Genomic DNA, 25710 nt, shown 5'->3' with positions numbered 1-25710 from the left:
AACTATATCATTAAATCATCACTGATTTAGTCCATTTTTATAAATTAAAGCTAGCCATTTAAATAGGATTTTATGTCTAAGTTAATCTCATATATATCGCTGAGCATTTTTGCAGCTACGGCTTATATCTATTCTCTGCAAGCATCGGCACAACAAGGCCGTGCTGCCAATGTCAATGTAGCACAAGTCATTCAAACCACACTATCTCCAGTTGCTTGGGTTTCAGGCTCGATTGTAAGCCGAAACAATTCGGCTATAGCCTCCGAAGTTTCTGGTCGATTGAAAAGTTTAGCTGAATTAGGTGATACCGTTGTTAAAGGCCAAGTTATTGCGACCATAAACGATTCTTCATTAAAACTAGTGTTAAATGAAGAAAAAGCATTACTCGCAAGCTCTAAATCTAAGTTAACCTTCGAACAATCTGAAATAGAACGTAAAAAAAGCTTAGTTGAACGGCAGTTAATTTCTCAAACTGAACTTGACGAGAGTATTTCAACTTTTAACATTGCTCAAGCAAACTATGAGGCAGCTATGTCAAAAGTTGCGCTTGCAGAACAAAACCTTAATTACAGCCAATTAAAAGCACCATTCAATGGCATAGTAACCCAGCGATTAAGTAATGAAGGAGAATACGTAACGAGTGGTACAGCCATTATTCGGCTCGTAGAAACTCAGAATATTGAAGCTTCAGTTTTTGCCCCTTTAACCTCTTATTTATTTGTAAAAGCAAGAGAATCTTTAACTATCCGCTCACCTCTAGGCCAAAAACAAGTGCCAATAAAAGCAATTATTCCAGTTTCAGATAACCGCTCTCACTTAATGGAAGTACGTTTAGATTTAAGCGCTGTAGATTGGCCTATAGGTTTAAACATTCAAGCTGCCGTTGCTAATGGGGAGAAAAAATCAACGCTTGCCATTCCTCGCGATGCCATTGTTTTAAGACGTAATAGCACTACAGTTTTCCGTATTAACAATGAAAACATTGCAGAACAAGTCCAAGTTTCATTAGGTCTCAGTGAAGGCGAATTAATTGAAATAATGGGAGAAATTAAAGCTGGCGATAAACTTGTTATTAGAGGTGCAGAGAGACTACAGCCAGGCCAATCGGTTGTTATTAAAGACAATAATCAATTGCTAATTTCAGGTAAATCATGATATTAACTAAAGCCTCTCTGAATAATCCAACTGCGGTAATTGTCGCAATTTTACTTGTGGCACTTTTTGGTGCGATCAGTTTATTTAAACTCCCCGTTCAATTGACACCTGAAATCAGTCAACCACAAATAGTAATTTCAACCGCTTGGCGTGGTTCAGCACCAGAAGAAATCGAAGCTGAAATTATTGAACGCCAAGAAGATGTGTTAAAAGGTTTGCAAGGTCTAGAGCTTTTAGAATCAAACTCAAGCCAAGGTAGTGGCAGTATTACTCTGCGGTATCGAACAGGGATAAATTTAGAACGAGCCTTGATCGATGTCATGAATGCGCTTAACCAAGTCCCCAGTTATCCACCTGATGCAACTGAACCTACCATTGCTGTTGGCGGGGCAAGCACGTTTACCGCTATAGCTTGGTTTGCCATAAAACCTACTCAAGGCAATAGTAATGATATTGCAGGTTATCAAGACTATGTCGAGGAAGTCGTTCAAACGCGTATTGAACGTGTATCAGGTATTTCTCAAACCAATGCTTTTGGTGGTTTACCCTCTGAATTACGGATAACCTTTGACCCCTATAAAACGGCAAATTTAGGTTTAAATGTACCACAACTCGCAAGCACTTTAAGTAATAACACTGATGTTTCTGGCGGATTTAATGAAATAGGTCGTCGAAAATACACCATTCGATTTACAGGAAAATATGGTGTTGAACAACTTCAAGATATGGTCGTTGATTGGCGAGATGGTCAACCTATATTATTAAAAGACATAGCGAAAGTAGAACTCACCTATGCTGACCGCACAGGTATTTTAACGTTAGATGGTGAGCCTGCAATAGCAATGAATGCTCAAGTTGAGCAAGGCGTAAATGTTATTGAAGTCATGGATGGCTTAAAAGCTGCAATGAAAGAGCTAAATGAAGGCCCTTTAAAACGCTCAGGCTTAGAAATGATTCAAATGTATGATGAAACCATCTACATTGGTCGTTCGATGGCATTAGTTCAAAACAACTTATTATTAGGTATTTTTCTTGCTATTGCCGTTTTGTGGTGGTTCTTACGTAAATTTCGAGCCACTCTTATCGTCGCACTTTCTATTCCCATTTCATTAATAATCACCTTAATAGTGATGTACAGCGCAGGGCGTACTTTAAATATTATTTCTATGGCAGGTCTTGCATTTGCCGTAGGCATGGTATTAGATGCCGCCATTGTTGTATTAGAAAATATTGTTCGGTTAAGAGAAAAAGGTGAACTCCCTGAAAACGCGTCTTTACTTGGCACCTCTCAAGTATGGGGAGCGCTTTTATCATCCACCATCACAACCGTGGCTATTTTCTTGCCTATCGCATTTTTAGAAGATGTTTCGGGACAGCTATTTGCTGATTTAGCGATTACGATTGCCGTGGCAATAGTGGCGTCGCTTTTAATTGCTATAACGGTTTTACCCACCGCTGCTCGACGTTTATTAAAGGAAGTATCAGAAGACGATCCTCATCAGCATTGGTGGCATAACATTACCCAAGGTATTATGAAAATAACATCCACGCCAAAAAAACGTGCGTTATGGGTAATAGGGTTAATGCTTTTTTCTTTCTTAGGTTCATATCTAATGTTTCCTAAAGTTGACTACTTACCTAAAGGCAATCAAAACTCTTTTAACGTCTTTATTTTACCCCCACCAGGGCAAAGTTATTTAGCATCACGTGTTGAAATGAGTGATGTAATTAACGAGCGCCTTATGCCATATTTGAAAGGCGAGAAGTCTCCTGCTATCGACCATACTTGGATGGGTTTTTTTGGTAACTTTGGTTTTATGGGAGGACGAGGTAAAGACGCAGATGATATCCAAGACATAGTAAACCTTATTAACTATGAAATATTACGAGGATTTCCAGATACTATTGCATTTGCTTCTCAAGAGCAGCTTTTCAGAAATTTAAGCGGTGGACGCCGAATTGATATTGATATTCAAGGTACTGATGTTGAACAGTTACTAAAAGCAGCACAAATAGGCTTTGGTACAATTAGCCAGGTATTACCTGGTGCACAAATACAGCCGACACCAGGGTTAACATTAGCCGAACCTGAATTACAACTTCACCCTGATGAACGCAGAATTGCTGAAGCAGGGTGGACTCGACAGCAAATGGCCTCTATTTCAAGCGCTTTAGGTACAGGGCTTTATGTAGGAGATTTTTTTAATGGACAAAAACGCCTGAATGTTTTTCTTCGAACAACCGATTGGGATTCTCCTGAAGAGCTTGAAGCTATCCCCTTATTTACGCCGCAAGCAGGCATTCAACCAGTAGGCGAATTAGTAGAAGTTATAAGAACGGCTGGCCCTAGCTCTATTCGAAGGGTAGATAGAAAACGTACGATTACCTTACAAGTAACGCCCCCTGACGATATTAGTTTAGAAGAAGCTATAACTTTAATAAAAGAAAAAGCTGGCCCAACCATTTTAGCCCAATTACCTGAAGGTGGATCTATCGCGTATCGAGGTACCGCAGAGGCACTTAATGAAGCCTTATCCAATATGAGTCAAAGCTTCATACTCGCATTAATCATTTTATATTTATTAATGTCGGCACTCTTTCGCTCATTTAAAGATAGTTTACTGGTGTTATTAACCATTCCATTAGCAACGGTTGGTGGAATAGCCGTATTACAACTAACTAATATGATCATTTTTCAGCCATTAGACTTATTAACCATGATCGGATTTATCATTTTACTAGGATTGGTTGTCAATAATGCTATCTTATTGGTGTATCAAACTCGATTAGGTGAAAGTGAAGGTTTAACGCGACACGATGCGGTTAAACAAGCGGTTCGCTTACGTTTACGTCCAATATTAATGAGTACATTAACATCGCTTTGCGGCATGCTCCCATTACTATTAATACCGGGAGCTGGAGCTGAGCTATACCGAGGTATTGCCGCAGTTATCGTCGGTGGTATGGGCGTCAGTACAATATTTACTTTAATTTTCTTGCCTAGTTTATTACAAATGGGAAAAGAGAAGCAGCGAAACAAAAGCAATAAGTTTTCGACAAACACACCACTAACAAATTAATAAAATGCCGACAATTATGTCGGCATTTTTATAAGGCGAATTAATTTTTAAGATAAAAGACTTAGAGTTTAAAAAAGTGTTCTTGATAGACTTTTAATTCAGCAATAGATTCTCGAATATCATCTAATGCTAAATGCACGCCCTTCTTTTCAACTTGGTCTAATACTTCAGGCTTCCAACGACGAGCAAGCTCTTTAACCGTACTTACATCTAGGTTTCTATAATGAAAATAATCTTCAAATTCACGCATGTATTTATTAATAAAACGACGATCTTGTCCTATGCTGTTGCCACACATTGGAGAACAACCCTTGGGTACATATTGCTCGACAAACGCGATAGTTTCCGCACTTGCAGTAGCCAAATCGACTTTACTGTCACGACAACGCTGTGTTAACCCTGATTTGCCATGCACATCAATGCACCATTGGCTCATATTATCTAAAACCTCATCAGCCTGATGAATAGCAAATACAGGACCTTCCGCTAAAATATTTAATTGACTATCTGTCACAATACTAGCAATTTCTAAAATTACATCATGTTCAGGCTCTAACCCCGTCATCTCCAAATCTAACCAAATTAGATTTGTTTCACTGCAAGACATAAGCTTCCCTCTGTTTTAATACTTTGTGCTTTTTATGACATTAATTAACAATAAAAATCAGATATAAAGACAAGTATTAGATGAAACATCAATTTACCAGTATAATACGTGACAATTAACATTGTTTGAAATATTTTGTCGAGATAACTCAACGACACTATTTAACTATTATGAAAATAACTTGTGGCAAAAGCTAAAAAATTAACAAAAGGCCAAGTCAGGCGCATTAAAGCAAATCAAACGAAGAAGCTTCAAAGTAATGCGGACGATATAAAATGGCAAGATGACGAACTAGGTGACGTGCAAATGGGCACCGTTATTAGTCGTTTCGGTCAACATGCCGATGTTGAAAACACCCATGGCGAATGTGTGCGTTGTAATCTAAGGCGCAGTATAAAATCACTCGTTTGTGGTGACAAAGTATTATGGCGAGAAAGTAAAACCCACGAACATAGTATTTCTGGCATTATTGAAGCCGTACATGAACGTGATTCAGTATTAGCACGCCCTGATGTTTATGATGGCGTAAAGCCTATCGCTGCTAACATTAGCCAAATAATTATCGTTTCAAGCGTTTTACCAGCTTTTAATAGTGACATAATTGATCGCTACATAGTTGCGGCCGAAGAAACCGGCATTAAGCCAATTATTGTACTCAATAAAATTGATTTACTCACACCAGAATTAACAAAAACCATTGAATCACAATTAGCAATTTATCGAGATATTGGTTATCAAGTACTTTATGTTAGTAGTGAAACAACTGACGGTTTAAGTCAATTAAAACAACAGTTAAACCAACAAACAAGTATCTTTGTTGGGCAGTCAGGGGTAGGCAAGTCAACGCTTACTAACAGCTTGATGCCAGAGCTTGGAATTTTAACTAAAGATGTATCTGAAAACTCAGGATTAGGTCAGCATACAACCACTGTTGCACGTTTATATCACTTCACGGAAGGCGGTGATTTGATTGACTCCCCTGGCATTAGAGAATTTGGTTTGTGGCATTTAACACCAGAGCAAGTATGTAATGGTTTTACTGACTTTGCTGACTTTCTCGGTACTTGTAAATTTAGAGATTGCAAACATCAAAAAGATCCAGGCTGCGCCTTAATTAAGGCCGTAGAAAATAAACAAATTCATCCCGAACGTTTAGCGAGCTTCCAACGAATTTTAGCCAGCTTGAATGACAATACACTAACATCAAGATTTAATTAAAAATAACAATACAAAATGAAAATAAAACCGCAAGGAATACCCAGTGTCACTAAATAAATTAAAAATAACCCTACAATACATAATGCCCAAGCATGCACTCTCCCGATTGGTAGGAAAATTTGCAGTAGCAGAAGCGGGTTGGCTAACCACGAAAGCAATTAGTGCATTTATCAAATCTTATGGCATCAATATGCAAGAAGCTAAATATAAAAATGCCAGCGACTTTAAAACCTTTAACGACTTTTTTACCCGAGAACTTGAAGAGGGTGCACGCCCAATACTGCAAGATGCCAACACTATTTGCTACCCTGTTGACGGCGCTATAAGTCAGCAAGGAGAAATAAGAGACGGACAGCTTATCCAAGCAAAAGGTTTCGACTATAGCCTTATTACATTACTTGGCGGTGATAAAGAAACAGCCCAGCCTTTTCAAAATGGGGCATTTTCTTGTATTTATCTTGCTCCTAAAGACTACCATCGCATTCATATGCCCATGGCCGCTACTTTAAGAGAAATGATTTACGTGCCCGGCGATTTATTTTCAGTCAACCCATTAACAGCGAATAATGTACCAAATTTATTTGCACGTAATGAGCGTGTAGTCACTATTTTTGATACGGAATACGGACCTATGTCGATGACATTAGTTGGTGCAACTATTGTAGCCAGTATTGAAACTACTTGGGCAGGCACTATTACCCCGCCTGCAGGAAAAGACGTTTTCCGTTGGCAATATCCTGCATCTGGAACGGGTGCAATTACCTTTAATAAAGGTGATGAAATGGGTAGATTTAAATTAGGTTCAACCGTTATCACTACTTTTGCCCCTCAAATGATCAAATTTAACCAAGATGCAGGCACCGGTACAGTTACACGACTTGGTGAGCATTATGCCGATTTAATTGGCAAAAACGAGAATTAATACAGTGCTCATTATTGCCCATCGCGGTGCCAGTGGCGAGTATCCCGAAAACTCTACACTTGCCATTAAAAAAGCCATTGAGCAAGGTGCTGATGGTATTGAAATAGATATCCAACACCATAGAGCTAGCGGCGAGTTTATTGTTTTTCATGATCGTGATTTATCGAGGCTAACCAGTAAACTCGGTACTATTAATAACTTTACTTTAGATGAGCTACTGCAAACCACCATTGGGCAAGAACAAACCATTATTACGTTAGAACAAGCGATAGCGTTAATTCCAGAAGATATATTGCTTAACATTGAGCTAAAAATCAGCGCCAGTGAACAATCAATAATAGACCTTGTAATCAAAAAGCTCGAACGTGTATTAAGAAATGCGGTTAGTCATAATAAAATTAAATGGTCTCAACTATACATCTCTTCGTTCAATCACTATTTAATTCAAAGTGGAAGCTTAGTATTACCCAAAGTCCAATTTGCGGCGCTTATTGCTCATTGCCCGCTCAATTACGCACAGTTTAGTGAAAAAATGCAGTTATCTGGTGTTAATCAAGATATTGATTGTCTAAACCAAGAGTTAGTAAACGACATTCATCAGCGAGGGTTATCTTGTTGGGTATATACAGTTGATAATATTGACGATATTGAAAAGTGTTTGCTATATAAAGTGGACGCTATATTTACCAACTTTCCACAACAAACAAGAGATAAAGTTAATACGATTTGTCATTAGAATGTGAAGCATATTACATTTTTATGTAATAATGTATTGCTCATTTATTCATCACAGTATACGATTATGTTCGTATTACATAAAAATTATTATTGAATTAAACAATATTACCAATACGACGAATGACAACATTTTTTAAATTATATTGCACATTAGGGGATTTCGATGGCTCGTGATAATGAAGGTATCAAGCCGACTGAAGCAGAACTTTCTTTGCTTAATGTCTTATGGAAAATAGGTCCGGCAACAGTCAGACAAGTGCATGATGCAATTAGTGCGACTCAAACAACAGGTTACACTACTGTATTAAAGATCTTACAAATTATGCATGAGAAAACATTGGTCACCCGTGATGAAACTAATCGTGCCCATGTATATTCTCCCGCTAATAGCGAAGGGTATACTCAATCATCATTATTAAAAGATTTAGCCAGTAAAGCTTTTGGTGGTTCAACGTCAAGATTAGTCATGCGCGCATTAGATGAATCAACTAGTAAAGAAGAAATTGCTGATATTCGTCAATTATTAAATAAACTAGATCAAAAAAATTAACAATAATTGTATTTATGCCTGAGAATTTATTAGACAGCCCAATACTGTATAGTCTTGCGTTAACGCTCTTGCACTTCTTGTGGCAAGGGTGCTTACTTGCGCTTGTACTAAAGTGTTTACTTTCTAGTACTTCATATAAAAATCCGCAACTTAGATATTTTTGGTCCACTATTACCTTAATCACATGTTTAATAGTGCCCATTATCACCTTTAGCATTATTTACACACCAGATTACTTAAATATAGGGCCTCAAGGTTTAGAGGCGCTTGAGTTATTTGATTCTAATCAACCGAATTCAGTAATAAACTCAGATTGGTATCAAACCGCCGTTGATAGCTTGCCTTTTTTGTCACTCGCCTGGCTAATCACCGTGATTATTTCTTCAGTAAAACTGTTATTTGCACTCCGTCAAGTCAATCAACTACCGACAAACGACACTATTGCAGTAAATAGCACGCTACAATTAAGATTTGAACAACTGATCAGTCAATTCAAGCTCTGGCGTAAGCCACAGCTTTTAATTTCCTTAAAAACCGAAGTTCCAATGGCTATTGGTTGGCTAAAGCCTGTAATATTACTACCTGCTAGCATGATGACAGGGCTCACTTCTACTCAACTTGAGATGTTAATTTTACATGAATTAGCCCATGTTAAACGACATGATTATCTCGTAAACTTTTTACAGACATTAGTTGAAATATTATTGTTCTTTCATCCGGGCGTACGCTGGATATCTAAGCAAATGCGTTATGAGCGAGAATATTGTAGTGATGATATTGCAGTCAAACATTGCGGTAATGCAATTGCGTACGCACATACATTAGCGGATACAGCAAGTTTATGTCATAAACACCGTCAAAGCTCAATTCCTGCAATGGCAATGGCTGCTTCTGGAGGTGATTTAAAACAACGTGTTGTACGTTTAATTGATAATGACCACACATGTACTGTAGAAAATGATTCTGGAAAGTTACTCGCTTCAATTGTAATCCTATTTGCTATATTAAGTGTATTTGCAAAACCCTTTGTTGATAATAGCATGATCGATTGGGGCTCTGGTCGCATCTCATTAGTACAATCTGCTGGCGAGTTTATACAACACAAAGTTAACGAGAAAGAACAACCCCTCGCTCAAACCACATTAGCCCAGCAACTTGTAGAGCAAAACACACCTAACTCTGACATGGCTTCAGCTAATAAAGATGTTTTTTTAACACAACAAGATGCAAAAACTAGTCGCACTACCAGCGAAGAATTATTAAAAACCCCCAGAAAAATTATTGATTTAAAAGAACAAACAGTCCCTAATGAGCAACCATTAGCTCAAGTTAGCACCAAGCGAGAAAGCCAAAAAGCTGAATTAGTTAGTTCACAAAAAGACCAAGAAAGCCTGTCAAAAGTAATAGAAACTCCTGATATAAATTTATTAGCCAACACAACTAATGGTTCTACTCAACAAACCAAATCAATTTCTGAAATGGCATTTGAACGTTCAGACTCTTCAAACTCTGAAGCAAAATTTAAAAACCCTTATGCCAACCAGTTAGCTTCATTAGTTGAAGAGCCATTACCTTCAATTGATAAAGCGATTGAATTAAATAACACATATACACAGGCCTTCAACCAACCCCTGCCTAAGCAAGAAAATATACACACAAACAAAAATATTGAATATAGAAATGCACCAATTCAAAAATCATCAGCTCAGTTAATTACATCTGTAGAGCCTAGATACCCATCAATTGCCAAGCGTAAGGGGATAGAAGTTGATGTATTTGTGAAGTTTGTGATAGATAAAGACGGCTATGTAGCGGATATTGAATTTGAAGACCAAAATAAAGTGAGTTATTTTCGTAATGCCATTCGTACAGCAATGAATAAATGGCGTTTTCAGCCAGCGACCGTTAATGAAAAGCCCATCGATAGCCAAATGGCAAAAATATTTTCATTTAGTCTGATTAAGAGTTAATAAAAAGAGCAGATAAAAATCTGCTCTTTTTTGTCCATGAAGCTAAGTGTTAATAATAACAAAGTACCTACTTATAAGTTTTCAAATTTAGCGGGTTGTAATTAATCTCGCTTATTTTTCATTTTTCCTTTATGTTTGCCTTTCATTCGATTTTTCATTTTTTTAGCCTTTTCTTGCTGTTCAGGCGTCAAAATTTGCATCATTTGATGCTTATGCTTAGCTCTTAACAACGCAGCTTCGGTAAAAGTATCTTGATAAGTATTATGCAATTGTGTGAATGCTTGCTCATCGAAAGTAGCAGCTTCCATTAACACTTTTAGCTGATCCTTATAACTTTTCATTTTGTCTTTCATAGCCGTGCGATCTAATTTCGCTTGCTCTTTTAACGCTTTAAATTGTTGTTTCTGTTCATCTGTTAACTCAAGATGCTTAGCCATACGTTTAAACTGACGATGCTCTTGTTTAGCCATGTGACTTTTTCCTTCTGCATTCTCATAGGCATTAGCTTCATTGCTAAAACTCATGCTTGATGCAGAAAGTGTTAAAACAACAACAGTAACCATAGTTGAGATAATCTTGTTCATTTAAATATCCTCTTTAATTGATTCGAGTTAATAATAACAATTGCAATGCAAAGAAACGCAAACCAATGTAAAGGTTTTGTAAAGAATGGTTTTACCTATTATTGTTGGTATATCATGAGAACAATTAAGAAGCTAAGCTTGTGTGTAATTGGTGTAGTAATGAAGCAAAATAAACTATTAATAATTGATGATGATAAAGAACTCAGCGACCTGTTAGTCGAGTATTTGTCATTCGAAGGTTTTACTGTTGAATGTTGTTACGACGGCGTTAGCGGTTTAGCTCGTGCTTATGATGATAGTTATTCCCTTATTTTGCTCGATGTTATGATGCCAGGACTCAATGGTTTTGAGTTGCTTAAAGCTTTAGGTGGCAAACACAAAACCCCTATTCTTATGCTCACCGCCAAAGGTGATGATGCCGACCGAATATTAGGATTAGAGCTTGGTGCTGATGACTACCTTGCAAAACCTTTCCAACACAAAGAGTTACTCGCTAGAATTAATGCAATTTTACGCCGTATAGACATTGTCAAAAATAATAAAGTCGCTAGTAACAAACTAGAAGTAAATAACGTAAGTCTTGATAATGCAACAAGAGAAGTTCATTGCCATGGTAAAATTGTTGAACTAACGGGCACTGAATATCAAATACTCGAATTATTAATGAATAAACATGGAAAAATCGTCAGTAAAGAAGAAATTTCTGAGCAAGTGCTTAATCGTCGTTTAAGTGCTTTCGATCGAAGTATTGATATGCATGTCAGTAATATCCGCCGAAAATTACAAACGAAAAGTAGCAATGAAAAATTAAAAACGATACGTGGTGCGGGTTATCTTTTCTTATCAGGAGAGCAAACTCATGTTTAAAGGGGTCACTAAGTCATTAAGCTCTATCGCTTTTAAACTTTTTATTTCCTTTTGGTTATTTGCCATTTTATCGATTGTATTAACCCGTGTCATTTCAATTCAATTAGCCGAGGAAAGTATTTTAAGGCCTTTACATAAACAAGATATTGCTAAATTACAGCATTTAAAAAGACGCATTGAAAAGTCTAAAAAGTTAACCCTTAATCGTTTACTTACCAAAAGCACGCCGTTTCGCGGTGAAGCCATTTTAATTAAAGATCCTAGTAACTCTAAAGTATTTGCCAGTGAAAAGAATTTTTTAAAACCACTCATTCCTTATTTAGAAAAAAATAGCTTTGATAGTCCCGCAAGTATTCAATTTGCAAATGCTCGTGTAACGGGGCCCTTAGCAACCTCTATAGACAACATTGAGTATCAATTATATATCGCAGCTAAAGATCATAACCCTCACTTTAGCTCCTATCTAATGCAGTTACCTGCATGGGCGCGTATTATAATTCCTATTATTGTTAGCATGCTTTTAGCATGGTTATTGGCTCGGTCTCTCAGTAATCCGTTACTAAAAATTAAATCTGCTGCGGCTGAAATAGGCAATGGCAAATTAACGACCCGAATAGCCAAGAAAACAACTAATAGAAGCGATGAACTTGGTGATCTAAGTCGTAGTTTTAATCAAATGGCAGAAAAGCTTGAACAAAATATTAATGCTCACCAGCGTCTTTTAGGGGATGTCTCTCATGAGCTTAGATCTCCTATGACCCGATTACAAATGGCAATTGGCTTATCCTTACAATCAATTGATAATAAAGACGCTTTAACTAGTCATCTAGCACGCTGCGAGTTAGAAGTAAGTCGTCTTGATGATATGATCGCTGAAGTATTGTCTTTATCTCGTTTAGAAAATACCTTACAAAATTTAACATTACAGTCTTGCGACTTATGTGCCCTATTAACTTCATGTATTACCGATTGCCAGTACATAGCTAATGAAAAGTCTATAACTATAAGTGCAACTATGCCTGCAAAATGTATTATTCAAGCCGATAATAAATTAATCACAAGCGCACTCTCTAATATAATCACAAATGCCGTAAAATATAGTCACGAGCATTCAACTATCGAAGTTTTGATGTCAGTTAACGAACTAATGGTAACCATACAAGTGGTTGATACAGGTCCTGGAGTACCAGAAGAGTCTATCAGCCAACTATTTCAACCATTTTATCGAGTAGAAAACGCTCGCGATAGAGGCACCGGAGGAACCGGATTAGGGTTAGCTATCGCACAACAAGCTATTTTAGCTCATAATGGTAGTATATACGCCAATAACAATGCCCCTTCAGGACTAACTGTTACACTCACGTTGCCAAGGTAAATACTACTGAACACTATGATAATTAATTGGAAGAGGCTCACATTAACTGTCATTTTATTTTTAAATGTATCTATAAGTTTTGCTATGACTAACAATGATCAACACACAATTTCATCTTCCTCTAACGAAATCGACGCTTTTTGGCAAACAGGCATATTTTCATCTTTTATTGGGGTAGATAACGTAACAATAAACTATGCACAATTTGCAACAGACATTAATGCTGAATGTATTGTTATCTCACCCGGCAGGGTTGAAAGCTATATCAAATATCAAGAGCTCGCGTTTGAATTACATCAGCATGGCTATAATACTTTTATTATTGATCATCGTGGACAAGGTTTGTCACAACGTATGTCTGCAAATAAACATAAAGGACATGTAGTCACTTTTGATGACTATAGCCATGATTTAGCAACATTTATCAATCAATACGTTAATAAAAGCTGCGCCCAAAATATCAAACCAATACTACTTGCTCATTCTATGGGGGGAGCAATAGCAACACGTGTTTTACAACTATATCCTGACTTAGTTAAAGCGGCAGTATTATCTTCTCCAATGTTCGCCATAAATAATGGGGGCATTCCTTTATGGTTAGCAAAAGCCTTAATACACTCAGGCGCCTTATTAAATAAGGTTATATCGAATGAGCCATGGTACTTTTTCGGACAAGGTAATTACAATCCAAAGAGCTTTGCTGATAATCGCATCACCCATTCAAAGTCTCGCTATCAACGTTTTGTTAATCGCTATCAACTGCAACCAAAAGCACAACTTGGTGGGGTTACCTTCCAATGGTTAGCACAAGCCTTGAAAGTAAATGCCGATATATTTAATGATATCAGTAAAATAAACACTCCAATATTAATACTACAGGCCGGTGAAGACACTATAGTCGACAATGCCGCACAAGATAGTTTCTGTGAATTATTACATCAGCAGAATGAGAGCTTATGTCAAACTGGAAAACCCATTAGAATCGATGGTGCCTATCATGAGTTATTTTTCGAGCAAGACAAATATCGACAACAAGCTATCAATACGACCCTTAAGTGGTTAGCTGATCTGCAGTAGCGTCATTAGCAATATTGTTTTTTACTACCGAAATAGGATCATGATGAATAAAGACTTCGCAAGGTGACAGCTCTTTTTCGATGTCTTTTTCTAGACGTTCACCTATAGTATGAGCTTCTAAAAGACTTAACTGATCATCAAGTTCTAAATGAAACTGTATAAAGCGAATATTGCCAGAATCTCGTGTACGTAAATCATGTAAACCTTTAGCTTGGGGATGTTTCTTAACAATATCTTCGATGATACTTATATCCGCTTGTTCAAGTTCATGATCCATCAAGTGATTAACACTAAGCCAGACAATTTTTAATGCCCCGATGAATAAATACCCACCCACTAATAGCGTAAAAACACCATCAGCTCTAAGCCAGTAGCCTTGACTTAAAAATAAAGAAATTAAAACACCGGTATTTAATAATAAATCTGATTGGTAATGCAAAGCATCTGCACTAATTGCTACAGAAGACGTATGCTTAATGACATAACGCTGCACTAACACCAATAATAACGTCATCACTATAGCGATAATACTTACGATAATCCCCACTTCCGTTTGCACAACTTGTTTGGGGGTAACAATACGATCGATGCCATTAATTATTAAAAGTACCGCCGACCCTAAGACAAAAGCCGATTGCACTAACCCCGCTATGCTCTCCGCTTTTCCATGGCCAAATTTGTGCTCTGCATCAGGTGGTGCTAGAGCGAATCTTAAAATAATAAGGCTCATTAATGAGGCGAATAAATCAAGTAAGGAGTCTGTTGCTGAAGCTAGCATTGCACTTGCTTCAGTTACAAACCAAGCATATAACTTAAAGAAAAATAATAACAATGCGATTCCAGTTGCCATGAAAGCTGCTGTTGTTACCAAAAAATTGTAACTTTTTTGTGTTGTGGGCTTATTATCACTCATAAAAATTTATTCACTGTTCAACTGTGCAAGGTATAATGATCTCATTATTCCTGATTCAAGAGAGCTTATATGTTAGATGTTGTGCTATTTCAGCCACAAATTCCACCTAACACTGGAAATATTATTAGATTATGTGCCAATTCAGGTTTTAGATTACACCTTATTGAGCCATTAGGCTTTGATTTAGATGATAAAAAACTCAGAAGAGCCGGCTTAGACTATCACGAATTTGCAGCAATAAAGCGCCATAAAAATTTTCAAGCTTTTATTGAATCAGAACAACCACCACGTGTATTAGCGATCACCACTAAAACCAGTAATTATTATGGTGATGTTACTTTCACAACCGGAGATTATTTACTTTTTGGCTCGGAAACAGCAGGACTACCAGAAGACGTACGTCAACAAATTCCTGATGAAGATAAAATAAGAATACCTATGCTCAAAGACAGCCGTAGCATGAATTTATCGAATGCTACAGCGGTCATTATCTTTGAGGCATGGCGTCAGTTAGGGTTTACTAACGCAGTATAAAACTTAAATGTAGAAATTATTCGTGTTTACGTTCACGTGATAGCAAGTCATAAGCGGCAAGTTTAGCCGCTTTACCGCAATATAACACTTGATATACCTGTTCAACTATTGGCATTTCAATTTTCATGCGCTGCGCTAACATATAAACTTCTTTAGTGTTACGGTAACCTTCAACAACTTGACCAATATCAGCCATTGCTTGCTCCACGCCACACCCTTGCCCTAACGCTAAACCAAAGCGACGATTTCTCGATTGGTTGTCGGTACAGGTTAATACCAAATCTCCCAACCCCGCCATTCCCATAAAAGTACTAGGCTCTGCATTCAGTGCCGCGCCTAAACGCGTCATTTCAGCTAATCCTCGAGTAATTAATGCTGTTCTTGCGTTAGCGCCAAAACCTATACCATCGGCCATACCTGCACCAATAGCAATAACGTTTTTAACCGCACCGCCTAACTGAACACCTATAAAATCATGATTAGGATACACTCTAAATGATTTTTCACAATGCAATAAATCCGAAAGATCTTTAGTAAACTCATCATCAGTTGAAGCAAGTGAGATTGCTGTTGCCAATCCTGCTGCCATTTCTTTTGCAAAAGTGGGACCTGACAATACAGCTAAGGGTATTGCATCGCCAAGAATATCACGCGCAACATCTTGTAATAAACGCCCTGTTTTATGATCTAACCCTTTAGTTGCCCAAGCTAGTCGTGCATCTTTTCTCAACCATGGTTTAATTTCAGTAAGAATGTCACCAAAAGCATGGCTAGGAACAACCACAAGCACATTACGGCTAGATTTCACCACTTGGGCTAAGTCTGAACTAACTTCTAAGGTAGGTGGAAACTGAATACCAGGTAAGTATTTTTCATTCGATAGCGACTGCTTCATCTGATTAATATGATCAGCATTACGTCCCCATAACAGGGTTCTATGACCATTTCTCGCTAAACAGATAGCAAGAGCAGTCCCATATGAGCCTGCTCCTAATACACAAATATCAGTCATTATTGATATGTCGTACTAGTGTGTTTCAGTGCTAGCTTGAGCAGCCTGAGCTTCTGCAGCTTTTTGTTGAACATAAGAAGCAAATAATGCTTCAAAGTTAACTGGTGCTAAATTAATTTGTGGAAATGAACCACGATTGACTAAGCTAGCCACTGCTTCACGTGCATACGGGAATAACGTAGTAGGGCAAAAAGCACCAATCGTATGTGCTAATTGCGCTTCAGGTAAGTTACCAATAGTAAATATACCTGCTTGTTGCACTTCTGCTAAAAAGGCCGTTTGCCCTTCAACTGTTGCAGTAACGGTTAATGCTAATACAACCTCAAAAGTATCGTCTGTTAATTTATTTGAACGGGTATCTAAATCTAACTTAAGCTCAGGTTTCCATTCTTTTTGAAAAATAGCCGGTGAGTTAGGTGTTTCAAAAGATAAATCTTTTGTGTATACACGTTGAATTGCAAACTGTGGTGCCGCCGCTTGCTCTGCAGAACCTTCTGCTTCGTTTTGAATTTCATCAGCCATTTTTTACTTCCTAATTTGTTATTAATTTATACATTAACGAATCAATTCGTTAGTTTTTATTCTAATTACCTGTTATTTACTACCAACAAGTAATTCATCAAGTTTATTTTGTGCGTGCAATGCATATAAATCATCACAACCGCCTATAGGCTGATCATTAATAAATATTTGCGGCACTGTGTAACCCCCATGACTACGTTCAATCATTTCCTTACGTAGTTCATTATTTCCATCAATTTTAATTTCACGAAAATCAACATTTTTCTGTTCAAGCAAGGCTTTCGCTCTCATGCAAAAACCGCAAGTAACTTTGGTATATATTTCTACTGTCATTATTAGCTACCTTAACAATATGGTCTTACTTTGTAACGGGGAGTCCTGCATTTACCCATGCATTCATACCGCCCTTAAGTAAACTTGTTTTACTGAAACCCGCCTTATATAGTTTAGAAGCTGTTGTTGAAGCAGTAATACCAGCGGCACACACTACAATAATGGGTTTGTCTTTATACTTTTCAAGGGTGCCCAATTCATTTTTATTGATTTTTTCAACCGTTAAATGTATTGCATCAAGTATATGGCTAGTTTTGAAATCTTTTTCGGTACGAATATCTAATACAACGCCTTCTTCTTTATTTACAGCAAATGTAAGCTCTTGCGGGCTTAATTGCTTAATTGGAGAAAACTGTATTTTAATCGTAGTTACAATGATAGCTATAAATATCCCAACCCATGCAGCACTTAACATTGGATGAGCTGTTAAAAACGTAATAAATTGATCCATAAAACTTCACATATTGTCGATAAATAAAATTGCCGTCAGTATACAGATTACTCCCATTTTTTACAGTGTATTTAAGCGATAAAGCCGGCTTAATGATGAATATATTAACTCATCTATGCTTTTAGCACTTCAATAGAACATTTTTATCTAGATTTTCTTGCTTATTTTACTTATTTTGATCATGTTGCTTGGTATACTGATAAATGAATTAACTTACTGAATAAAGAGGGTGAACATGCCAAATAAAAAATCGACCGTTCTATTAATACTTGATGGTTGGGGTTATCGTGAAGACACTGAATCGAATGCAATATTCCATGCAAACACACCAGTGCTTGATAACTTAAAGGCAAATTATCCAAATATGTTAATTCAAACCTCTGGCATGGCTGTAGGTTTACCTGACGGTCAAATGGGAAATTCAGAAGTCGGACACGTCAATTTAGGTGCAGGTCGAATTGTATATCAAGACTTCACCCGAATAACCAAAGCTATTGCCGATAACGAATTTAACAATAATGCCACCCTATGTGATGCTGTTGATAACGCAATTGCAAGAAATGGTGCCGTACATATTTTTGGTTTGTTATCTCCAGGCGGTGTTCATAGCCATGAAGATCACATTTTTGCGATGATCGATCTTGCAAGCCAACGCGGTGCAAAACAAGTCTATTTACATGCGTTCTTAGATGGAAGAGACACGCCGCCACGCAGTGCAAAAGCCTCATTAATTAAAGCGCAAGAAAAATTTAATCAATTAGGGTGTGGTCAAGTAGCATCGATCATTGGTCGTTATTTTGCTATGGATAGAGATCAACGTTGGGATCGAGTTGAAGCTGCATATAACTTAATGACTGAAGGTAAAGCTCAATTTCAATACCCTAATGCCATTGACGCATTAGAGGCAGCCTATCAACGTGATGAAAATGACGAATTTGTTCAAGCCAGTGCTATTACTGACGCAAACAATAATACCATTGGCATAAATGATGGTGACGCCTTAATTTTTATGAACTTTAGAGCTGACCGCGCTCGCCAATTTACTCACTGCTTTACTGATAAAGACTTTGATGGTTTTAACCGAGCTAAACAACCTAAATTATCAGACTTTGTTATGCTGACTGAGTATGCTGCTGATATTAAAGCACATTGTGCTTTTCCACCCACCGCACTACATAATGTATTAGGTGAATGGCTGGAAAAACATAACAAAACACAATTACGTATTTCAGAAACAGAAAAGTACGCTCATGTAACCTTTTTCTTTAGCGGTGGTAAAGAAGATACTTATGTTGGCGAAGAGCGCATTTTAGTGCCCTCTCCTCAAGTCGCCACTTATGACTTACAACCTGAAATGAACTCAACATTACTCACAGATAAATTAGTAGCAGCGATTGAAAGTGGCAACTACGACTTCATCGTTTGTAATTATCCAAATGGTGATATGGTAGGTCATACAGGTAAATTCGATGCGGCCGTAAAAGCATGTGAAGCTGTAGATGCAAGCATTGGTAGAGTTGTTGCTGCATTAGAAAAAACAGGTGGTGAATGTTTGATAACTGCCGATCACGGTAATGCAGAACAAATGGTCGATAATAATTCGGGGCAAGCACATACTGCACATACTTGTGAACCCGTTCCTTTGATTTATTTTGGACGTAAGGCAACGGCCGAAAAAGAAGGCGCATTAAGTGATATTGCACCTACTATTTTACATTTAATGGCACTTGAGCAACCTGAAGAAATGACAGGTACTCGTTTGATGACAGTTACCTAGTTGTTGTTACTTAATGAATAAGTTTCATTTGCGAACGCATATACTATTGATTAGATTTATGACGACGCTTTGGCTAGGGTGCATCGGTTCCCTAGCCAGTTGTGTAGTTATGGCTAATGCAACGCTATTAGCCCAAGAAACAAGTTCAGCTCAAAAACTAGATCAGCTCAAAAAAGCCATTAATCAACAAAAGACAACCATTAAACAAGTTAACAAGCAGCGCGAAGAATTAGAGAAGCAGCTACAAAAAAGTGACTTAGCCATATCTCAAGTCGTTAAGGCCATTGCAAAAACTAAGCAACAGTTAGCAGAAACCCAACAAAAATTAACAACACTTGAAAAGCAACAAACAGAATTATTGAAGAAAAAAAATCAACAAGAGTTATTACTTGCTAAACAATTAAGAGCAGCATACTCTTCAGGTAATCACGACTATATTAAGTTATTGTTAAATCAAGAAAGCCCTGCAAAAGTTCAACGTAGCATTACTTATTATCAATACTTAAATACCGCAAGAATAGAAGAAATAGAACAGTTTAAAACCACCATTGATAAACTCCATCAAGTTAAAATTGAGCAAATGGATCAAATTCAGAAACTTGAACAACTACAACAAGCGCAATCAAAACAACAAAAAGAATTTAGCCAAGAGAAGAATCAACGCGAACAAACTATCGCTAAACTCAGTAAACAGTTACTAAACGATCAGCAAACTTTAGAGAAATTAGAACAAGAAGAAGCTAATTTAAAAGCAGCTTTAGCGCGTATAGCTAAACTGAGCCAACAAGAAGAAAGTTTAAAAGGGCTCAGCCGCCTAAAACGTAAATTATCATGGCCTGTCAATGGTAAAATTCGCCGTAGTTTCGGTTCAAGCAAACAAGGCTACTTAAAATGGAAAGGTGTTCTATTATCAGCACCAACCGGTAGGCAAGTAACCACCATTCATAATGGCACTGTGCTATTTTCTGACTGGCTAAAGGGGTATGGTTTAGTGACTGTCGTCGATCATGGTGAAGGTTATATGAGTTTATATGGACACAACCAAGCCTTATTAAAATCAGTAGGTGATCGGGTAGAAACAGGAGAGCCGATAGCGTTAGTTGGTCAAAGTGGTGGCCAAGAGCAATCCGGTTTATATTTCGAAATAAGACATAACGGCCAAGCAGTAAACCCTAAACTTTGGTGTCGATAATTAAAATCACTATAAAACAAAATTCATTTATCGATTTAGTGAAAAAGAACTGCTAACCTAAGATTCAATTATACGCTTAATATTAATAATAAAAATTAAACACCGTGCGACTATTTTTAGCTTTACTACTTTTCAATTTTGTTTCTATCTGCTCTGCTGAACAAGCTAGGGTTGCCATTATTATTGATGATATTGGTTATCGAAAAAGTGATATAGCCACTTTAAATATACCAGGTGATATAACTTTTGCGGTACTACCACACACTCCCTACGGGAAGTCTTTAGCCGAAATTGCCCATCAAAGTGATCACGATGTTATTTTACATATTCCTATGGAATCGAGTAATGAATCAAAAGCACTAGGTCCTGGCGCATTAACCAGTGGCATGGGTGAAGCAGAAATCAGAGCAACACTAGCAAATGCTTTTGATGAAATACCTTTTGCTATTGGTATTAATAATCATATGGGAAGTTATTTAACCACGCTCTATACACCGATGGCATGGACAATGCGCTACCTTAAAGAGCAAGAAATGATTTTTATTGATAGTGTTACTACTAATAAGAGTAAAGCAAGAAATGTAGCGCGTCACTTTGGTGTTCCCAATTTAGGACGAAGAATTTTCTTGGATAATCAATTAAATAAAGAATATATTACCCAGCAATTCAATGCTTTGATCCGATACGCAAAACGTAACAAAAATGCCGTTGCAATAGCACATCCGCATCCTGAAACTGTAGCAGCATTATCAAGCCTTATACCGCTTCTTGAAAAAAACAACATTAAACTCGTCGCCATTTCCAAGCTGCTAACACCTATTCCGCCACAAGAAATCGCCGTTCATACTGACTAGTCATTACTCTTAAATTACGTATTAATAAGCGCTATTAAATTAGTACACCTCAATGATCCGTCAATACTGACGCCCGAAATAATAACATTCACTGGCAAGCCAATTAGAGCTACCATTTTACTTTATGCTCTCTTAATAAATCATATAAATACTTAACAGGTATTGCGTAAGTAATGCCACTAGGTTTCGAAATTACCGCTTCTTTAGTTTCCTGTACAAACACTTTATTAATAACTCCGATCACAGCACCTGATTCAATATCATATAAAGCGCTGCCGCTATTACCAGGATAAGCTGTAGCATCAAGCTGATACACCAAGTACGGATCACGTAAGCGTTTTAACATAGCAATATTAATAGAGCCTGCATTTTCAACAGGGACAATAGTGGGTGTAATGCTAGCGATAATTCCGCGATGAGTAACAGGATATAAACCTAAAGCCGCCCCAATAGGAAAGCCAGTAAATGCCACAGCACTGCCTTCCCTTATAAAACTTTCCCCAGCAAGTTTCATTGCAGGTAGAGGTGCACCTTCAATTTTTAATAGTGCTAAGTCGTATTTTGCTGAAGTACCAATTATCTGAGCTTTTCTAACCTTTGCGGTTTTTCCTGAGCCTACAAACACAGCCATCTGCTGCAACAAACTAACATCAAGCTCTGTGGGTAAAACATGGTGATTAGTGACTATGTATTGACCATTCCCTATTGCAAATCCAGTACCATTAATACTATTTTGCGGACGACCTGTCGGTGTATGAACACCTATAGCAACAACTGAAGGCTTCACTTTTTCTAATGTATTGGCTAAGTCAGCATAAACAGCAAAGCTTGCCGATAGACTAACAAAAGCAATGAGTATGGTGCGACGAAAAAATAAAATCATACTAAATTTCCAAATGATTCAAGTATATAAATAAAAAAAAGTGTAGCAAAAAAAACTTATAATTACGCAAATTTATAAATATTAACCATAATTACTTTAGGTTCGGAACTCTAACTACCTAACAAGTAAGAAAATATGATAACAAAAAAAATAGTACCTATTTTTGCCGGTGGTGGCACTCGATTACCTGCACATGTGGGGATATTGCAAGCATTACAAGAGTTTGATCTCGAGTTTGATCATTTAGTAGGTGTATCAGGGGGAAGTATTATCAGCAGTTTGTATGCATCAGGCTTAACATTAGCCGAAATAAAGCATATTGCTTTGAATACAAATTACAATCAATTTCGTGAGTTTTCGTTAATCAAGTTAATTAGAAGCGGAGGTTTAAGCTCAGGTGACGTATTCGAGCGTTGGATAGATCGCCTCCTCAATGGTAAAACTTTTGCTGACTTAGATTACAATCTACATGTTGTTGCTACTGATGTTGCCCGCGGTCAACCAGTTATTTTTGATAAAGAGCATACTCCTGATGTTAAAGTTTCTCTTGCTGTTAGGTTTTCAATGTCTATACCACTAGTCTTTAGTTTTAAAACTTTTGGTAAGCATTTAATGGTAGACGGCAGTATTTTATCTGAGGATGCATTACACAGAGATTGGGCAAAAGATGAAACACCCGTCATTTGTTTTAGGTTAAAAGGTGAATATGAGTATGACGAAATTCAGGTAAAAGGCATTTTCCCTATTGTACAATATATTAGCCTATTAATACGCACTTTTATGACAACGATCTCAAGAGAATATATTAATAATGAATTTTGGCATAATACGGTAGTGGTTAATACAGGGTTATCATCAGCGGTTGACTTCAATATGACCACTCTTCAAAAAGAAGCTCTATTTTATAAAGGGTATTATACCGCACATAAAATTTTGCCAATAAAAGTAAAAGCACTATCTGAATAAATTAATAGTCTATTAATTATACAGTCATAAATAATTAATTATTAATACAGTGATTTCAGCTAAATAACTGTAAGCTAGCATTGCCATCCAAGCGCTGGTGAATTATTGTTGTATATCAATAAAATGCGTACCACATTATTGATATAAGTGTTTCATTTTATTCAAGCAACTTTCTTGAATCAATACTAATGTATATCAATAAAATATTAATTAAAATGAGGTAAAACAATTTATAACTGTTATATTTATATAAATAAATAGTCAGTTAAAATTGCAAACGGATAATGACTCAATACTCAATTGCAGAAAATTTTAATCAGTATTTCAAAATACGATTTGCCGATACCAAAGAACTTCGACAAGAAGCGTATAAAATACGCTATGGCGTCTATAGTACTGAATTAGGTTGGGAGCCCGAAAATGACCTGCAAATGGAGATTGACGAGTGTGATCACTATGCTTATCACTGCTTATTAGAACATAGACGTACAGGTGTTTTCGCCGGCTGTATCAGATTAATCATTCCACCTCCGAATGATCCTAATAAACAATTACCTTTTGAAGCTAATTGCTTACAAAGTGCAAAAAAAGAAGTTTTTGATACAAGTTCTTTACCCAGAGGAAGTTTTGGAGAAATATCACGTTTAGCGGTCCTTGCATCATTTAGACGACGTGAAAAAGAAAAGAACATCCCTTACGTTCTCAATAATATTAATCCTGAAACAATTTATTCTGAAGAAGAACGCCGTAACTTTCCTAATATTGCAATGGGTCTTTATCTAGGTGGAATATCATTAGCAAGTTTATGTCAACATCAAGGCATGGTCGTCATGATGGAACCACGACTTAATCGACGATTAAAACGCTTTGGATTACCCTTTGAGCAAATTGGTGATGTAATGGATTATCACGGGCAACGGGCAATGTTCTATTTAGACAAAAAGAACTTTCATAAAGATCTTACAGAACAACTTGAAGAGCTCTATGCCATTATTCATAAGGATATGACAGAGCAAATTAAGTTAGTTAATTTTGGTAAAAATACCCCGTTTAATATTCCAAATATAGACCTAAGTAACCATTTTTAAATATTGGTCATTTGTTTCTGTCTATTAATACTAAATATAAAGGTTTTATATGTTTAATTATGAAGAAGCATTTTCTAGAAATATCGGCTGGGTTACCGATGCAGAGCAACAAAAATTACGTAGTACTAAGGTAGCTATTGGCGGTTTAGGTGGTGTTGGTGGTGATCACGCCATCGTATTATCTCGCCTTGGGATAGGTAAATTTAATATTTCTGATCTTGATGATTACGATGTTGCTAACTTTAACCGCCAAGCCGGCGCTAATATGTCTACTATTGGCAGGGCTAAAGCAGAAGTGATGGAAGAGACTATTCAAGGTATAAACCCTGAAGCTGAAATTAAAAACTTCAACCAAGGCATTACCGATGATAACCTTGAAGAATTTCTCGAAGGCGTTGATATATATGTCGACAGCTTAGATATTTTCGCGTTAGAAATGAGAAGAAAAGTATTCCGTCGTTGTTATGAAAAAGGAATTCCGACTATCACAGCCGCACCTCTTGGTATGGGTACCGCATTTTTAGTCTTTATGCCTGGTAAAATGTCATTTGACGAATATTTTGCCATTCAAGATCCTAGTCCCACAGCAACTGAAGAAGAAAAGGCACAAATTTTTGCCGACAACATTATAAGGTTTGTTGTTGGTGTTGCTCCAGCCTGTTTACAGCGACATTATTTAGCGCAAAGAACCTCGGTTAATTTCTTTAAAAAGAAAGTACCTTCAACCTGCATGGGTATTTCCTTAGCCGCTGGAGTGTTATGTTCTAACGCGCTAAAAATTATCTTAAATAGAGGTGAAGTGATTTGCGCTCCTAGAGGTATGCACTACGATGCTTATCTTAATAAAACAGTAAAAACATGGCGCCCTTTTGGTAATAAAAACCCACTACAGCGTTATATGTTCAAAGTATTTAAAGGGATAATTGACGATAGTAAGTAGACTTATGACCCAGTTATGTCTACACCATTTAACGCCCTATCAGGGTAAATGGCGACCTACACCTACAATAATCAGCTTAGCTAATAGTAATATACAGGCCTA

At 37.0% G+C, this 25710-nt stretch carries 25 protein-coding genes; 17 read left to right on the top strand and 8 right to left on the bottom strand.

The features are described from left to right. Window positions 1-72: 72 nt before the first annotated feature. Window positions 73-1155, top strand: coding sequence for an efflux RND transporter periplasmic adaptor subunit (locus IE155_RS09665; protein ID WP_189378040.1), 1083 nt, complete (start codon window positions 73-75; stop codon window positions 1153-1155). Then, complete coding sequence (locus tag IE155_RS09660) at window positions 1152-4235, top strand: efflux RND transporter permease subunit (protein ID WP_189378039.1); 3084 nt, start codon at window positions 1152-1154, stop codon at window positions 4233-4235. The genes IE155_RS09665 and IE155_RS09660 overlap by 4 nt, the downstream gene beginning before the upstream one ends. 61 nt (window positions 4236-4296) lie before the next feature. Here the strand turns inward: IE155_RS09660 and orn are convergent, their stop codons facing one another. Beyond that, entirely contained in the window at window positions 4297-4842 is a 546-nt protein-coding gene (gene orn / locus IE155_RS09655; protein ID WP_189378038.1) for an oligoribonuclease, read from the bottom strand. A 183-nt stretch (window positions 4843-5025) separates the two neighbouring features. Here orn and rsgA point away from each other — a divergent pair, with 183 nt between their 5' ends. From rsgA to IE155_RS09630, 5 genes are all read left to right on the top strand, one after another. After that, on the top strand, window positions 5026-6060 hold the full coding sequence (gene rsgA / locus IE155_RS09650; RefSeq protein ID WP_189378037.1) for a small ribosomal subunit biogenesis GTPase RsgA: 1035 nt from the start codon (window positions 5026-5028) through the stop codon (window positions 6058-6060). Between the two features lie 43 nt (window positions 6061-6103). Continuing rightward, complete coding sequence (gene asd / locus IE155_RS09645; RefSeq protein ID WP_229817193.1) at window positions 6104-6982, top strand: archaetidylserine decarboxylase; 879 nt, start codon at window positions 6104-6106, stop codon at window positions 6980-6982. Next, window positions 6963-7718, top strand: a complete 756-nt coding sequence (locus tag IE155_RS09640; protein WP_189378036.1) for a glycerophosphodiester phosphodiesterase — start codon at window positions 6963-6965, stop codon at window positions 7716-7718. The genes asd and IE155_RS09640 overlap by 20 nt, the downstream gene beginning before the upstream one ends. Window positions 7719-7883: 165 nt before the next feature. After that, window positions 7884-8270, top strand: a complete 387-nt coding sequence (locus tag IE155_RS09635) for a BlaI/MecI/CopY family transcriptional regulator (protein ID WP_189378035.1) — start codon at window positions 7884-7886, stop codon at window positions 8268-8270. Window positions 8271-8284: 14 nt separating this feature from the next. Then, complete coding sequence (locus IE155_RS09630) at window positions 8285-10240, top strand: M56 family metallopeptidase (protein ID WP_189378034.1); 1956 nt, start codon at window positions 8285-8287, stop codon at window positions 10238-10240. A 101-nt stretch (window positions 10241-10341) separates the two neighbouring features. On the opposite strand, the gene IE155_RS09625 is transcribed toward IE155_RS09630, so the two are convergent. Beyond that, a complete protein-coding gene (locus tag IE155_RS09625; RefSeq protein ID WP_189378033.1) occupies window positions 10342-10824 on the bottom strand; it encodes a Spy/CpxP family protein refolding chaperone in 483 nt (160 codons plus the stop codon). A 159-nt stretch (window positions 10825-10983) separates the two neighbouring features. Here IE155_RS09625 and IE155_RS09620 point away from each other — a divergent pair, with 159 nt between their 5' ends. The 3 genes from IE155_RS09620 to IE155_RS09610 all read left to right on the top strand — a co-directional run bounded on the left by IE155_RS09620 (window position 10984) and on the right by IE155_RS09610 (window position 14143). After that, complete coding sequence (locus IE155_RS09620; RefSeq protein WP_189378032.1) at window positions 10984-11691, top strand: response regulator transcription factor; 708 nt, start codon at window positions 10984-10986, stop codon at window positions 11689-11691. Then, a complete protein-coding gene (locus IE155_RS09615; protein ID WP_189378031.1) occupies window positions 11684-13066 on the top strand; it encodes an ATP-binding protein in 1383 nt (460 codons plus the stop codon). The genes IE155_RS09620 and IE155_RS09615 overlap by 8 nt, the downstream gene beginning before the upstream one ends. An 84-nt stretch (window positions 13067-13150) precedes the next feature. Then, window positions 13151-14143: an alpha/beta fold hydrolase gene (locus IE155_RS09610; protein ID WP_189378030.1), complete on the top strand. Its 993-nt coding sequence runs from the start codon at window positions 13151-13153 to the stop codon at window positions 14141-14143. On the opposite strand, the gene IE155_RS09605 is transcribed toward IE155_RS09610, so the two are convergent. Further along, complete coding sequence (locus tag IE155_RS09605; protein WP_229817191.1) at window positions 14118-14993, bottom strand: cation diffusion facilitator family transporter; 876 nt, start codon at window positions 14991-14993, stop codon at window positions 14118-14120. The genes IE155_RS09610 and IE155_RS09605 overlap by 26 nt on opposite strands. Before the next feature lie 132 nt (window positions 14994-15125). Here IE155_RS09605 and trmL point away from each other — a divergent pair, with 132 nt between their 5' ends. Beyond that, window positions 15126-15590, top strand: coding sequence for a tRNA (uridine(34)/cytosine(34)/5-carboxymethylaminomethyluridine(34)-2'-O)-methyltransferase TrmL (gene trmL / locus IE155_RS09600; protein WP_189378028.1), 465 nt, complete (start codon window positions 15126-15128; stop codon window positions 15588-15590). Between the two features lie 16 nt (window positions 15591-15606). Here the strand turns inward: trmL and gpsA are convergent, their stop codons facing one another. The 4 genes from gpsA to IE155_RS09580 all read right to left on the bottom strand — a co-directional run bounded on the left by gpsA (window position 15607) and on the right by IE155_RS09580 (window position 17908). Beyond that, window positions 15607-16611 (bottom strand): NAD(P)H-dependent glycerol-3-phosphate dehydrogenase, encoded by a 1005-nt coding sequence (gene gpsA / locus IE155_RS09595; protein WP_373295366.1) that lies wholly within the window; start codon window positions 16609-16611, stop codon window positions 15607-15609. Window positions 16612-16617: 6 nt separating this feature from the next. After that, window positions 16618-17124, bottom strand: coding sequence for a protein-export chaperone SecB (gene secB / locus IE155_RS09590; RefSeq protein WP_189378026.1), 507 nt, complete (start codon window positions 17122-17124; stop codon window positions 16618-16620). Between the two features lie 72 nt (window positions 17125-17196). Further along, entirely contained in the window at window positions 17197-17457 is a 261-nt protein-coding gene (gene grxC / locus IE155_RS09585) for a glutaredoxin 3 (protein ID WP_373295364.1), read from the bottom strand. Window positions 17458-17482: 25 nt separating this feature from the next. Next, complete coding sequence (locus IE155_RS09580) at window positions 17483-17908, bottom strand: rhodanese-like domain-containing protein (protein WP_189378025.1); 426 nt, start codon at window positions 17906-17908, stop codon at window positions 17483-17485. 235 nt (window positions 17909-18143) lie between these two features. On the opposite strand from IE155_RS09580, the gene gpmM reads away from it, so the two are divergent. From gpmM to IE155_RS09565, 3 genes are all read left to right on the top strand, one after another. Then, a complete protein-coding gene (gene gpmM / locus IE155_RS09575; RefSeq protein WP_189378024.1) occupies window positions 18144-19685 on the top strand; it encodes a 2,3-bisphosphoglycerate-independent phosphoglycerate mutase in 1542 nt (513 codons plus the stop codon). A 109-nt stretch (window positions 19686-19794) separates the two neighbouring features. After that, complete coding sequence (locus IE155_RS09570) at window positions 19795-20877, top strand: murein hydrolase activator EnvC family protein (protein ID WP_229817189.1); 1083 nt, start codon at window positions 19795-19797, stop codon at window positions 20875-20877. 104 nt (window positions 20878-20981) lie between these two features. Beyond that, window positions 20982-21731 (top strand): divergent polysaccharide deacetylase family protein, encoded by a 750-nt coding sequence (locus IE155_RS09565; protein WP_189378022.1) that lies wholly within the window; start codon window positions 20982-20984, stop codon window positions 21729-21731. 109 nt (window positions 21732-21840) lie between these two features. Here IE155_RS09565 and IE155_RS09560 read toward each other — a convergent pair whose 3' ends face one another. Continuing rightward, complete coding sequence (locus tag IE155_RS09560; protein WP_189378021.1) at window positions 21841-22614, bottom strand: S1 family peptidase; 774 nt, start codon at window positions 22612-22614, stop codon at window positions 21841-21843. Between the two features lie 135 nt (window positions 22615-22749). Here IE155_RS09560 and IE155_RS09555 point away from each other — a divergent pair, with 135 nt between their 5' ends. The 3 genes from IE155_RS09555 to IE155_RS09545 all read left to right on the top strand — a co-directional run bounded on the left by IE155_RS09555 (window position 22750) and on the right by IE155_RS09545 (window position 25608). Next, the gene (locus tag IE155_RS09555) at window positions 22750-23580 is read left to right on the top strand and encodes a patatin-like phospholipase family protein (RefSeq protein WP_189378020.1); all 831 of its coding nucleotides are present in this window, start codon (window positions 22750-22752) and stop codon (window positions 23578-23580) included. A 284-nt stretch (window positions 23581-23864) separates the two neighbouring features. Next, a complete protein-coding gene (locus tag IE155_RS09550; protein ID WP_189378019.1) occupies window positions 23865-24668 on the top strand; it encodes a PEP-CTERM/exosortase system-associated acyltransferase in 804 nt (267 codons plus the stop codon). A 49-nt stretch (window positions 24669-24717) separates the two neighbouring features. Beyond that, window positions 24718-25608: a ThiF family adenylyltransferase gene (locus tag IE155_RS09545; RefSeq protein ID WP_189378018.1), complete on the top strand. Its 891-nt coding sequence runs from the start codon at window positions 24718-24720 to the stop codon at window positions 25606-25608. Window positions 25609-25710: the final 102 nt, after the last annotated feature.

Source organism: Thalassotalea profundi (genome assembly GCF_014653195.1).
Classification (GTDB): domain Bacteria; phylum Pseudomonadota; class Gammaproteobacteria; order Enterobacterales; family Alteromonadaceae; genus Thalassotalea_B; species Thalassotalea_B profundi.
This window is presented reverse-complemented; position numbering and strand designations above follow the sequence as displayed.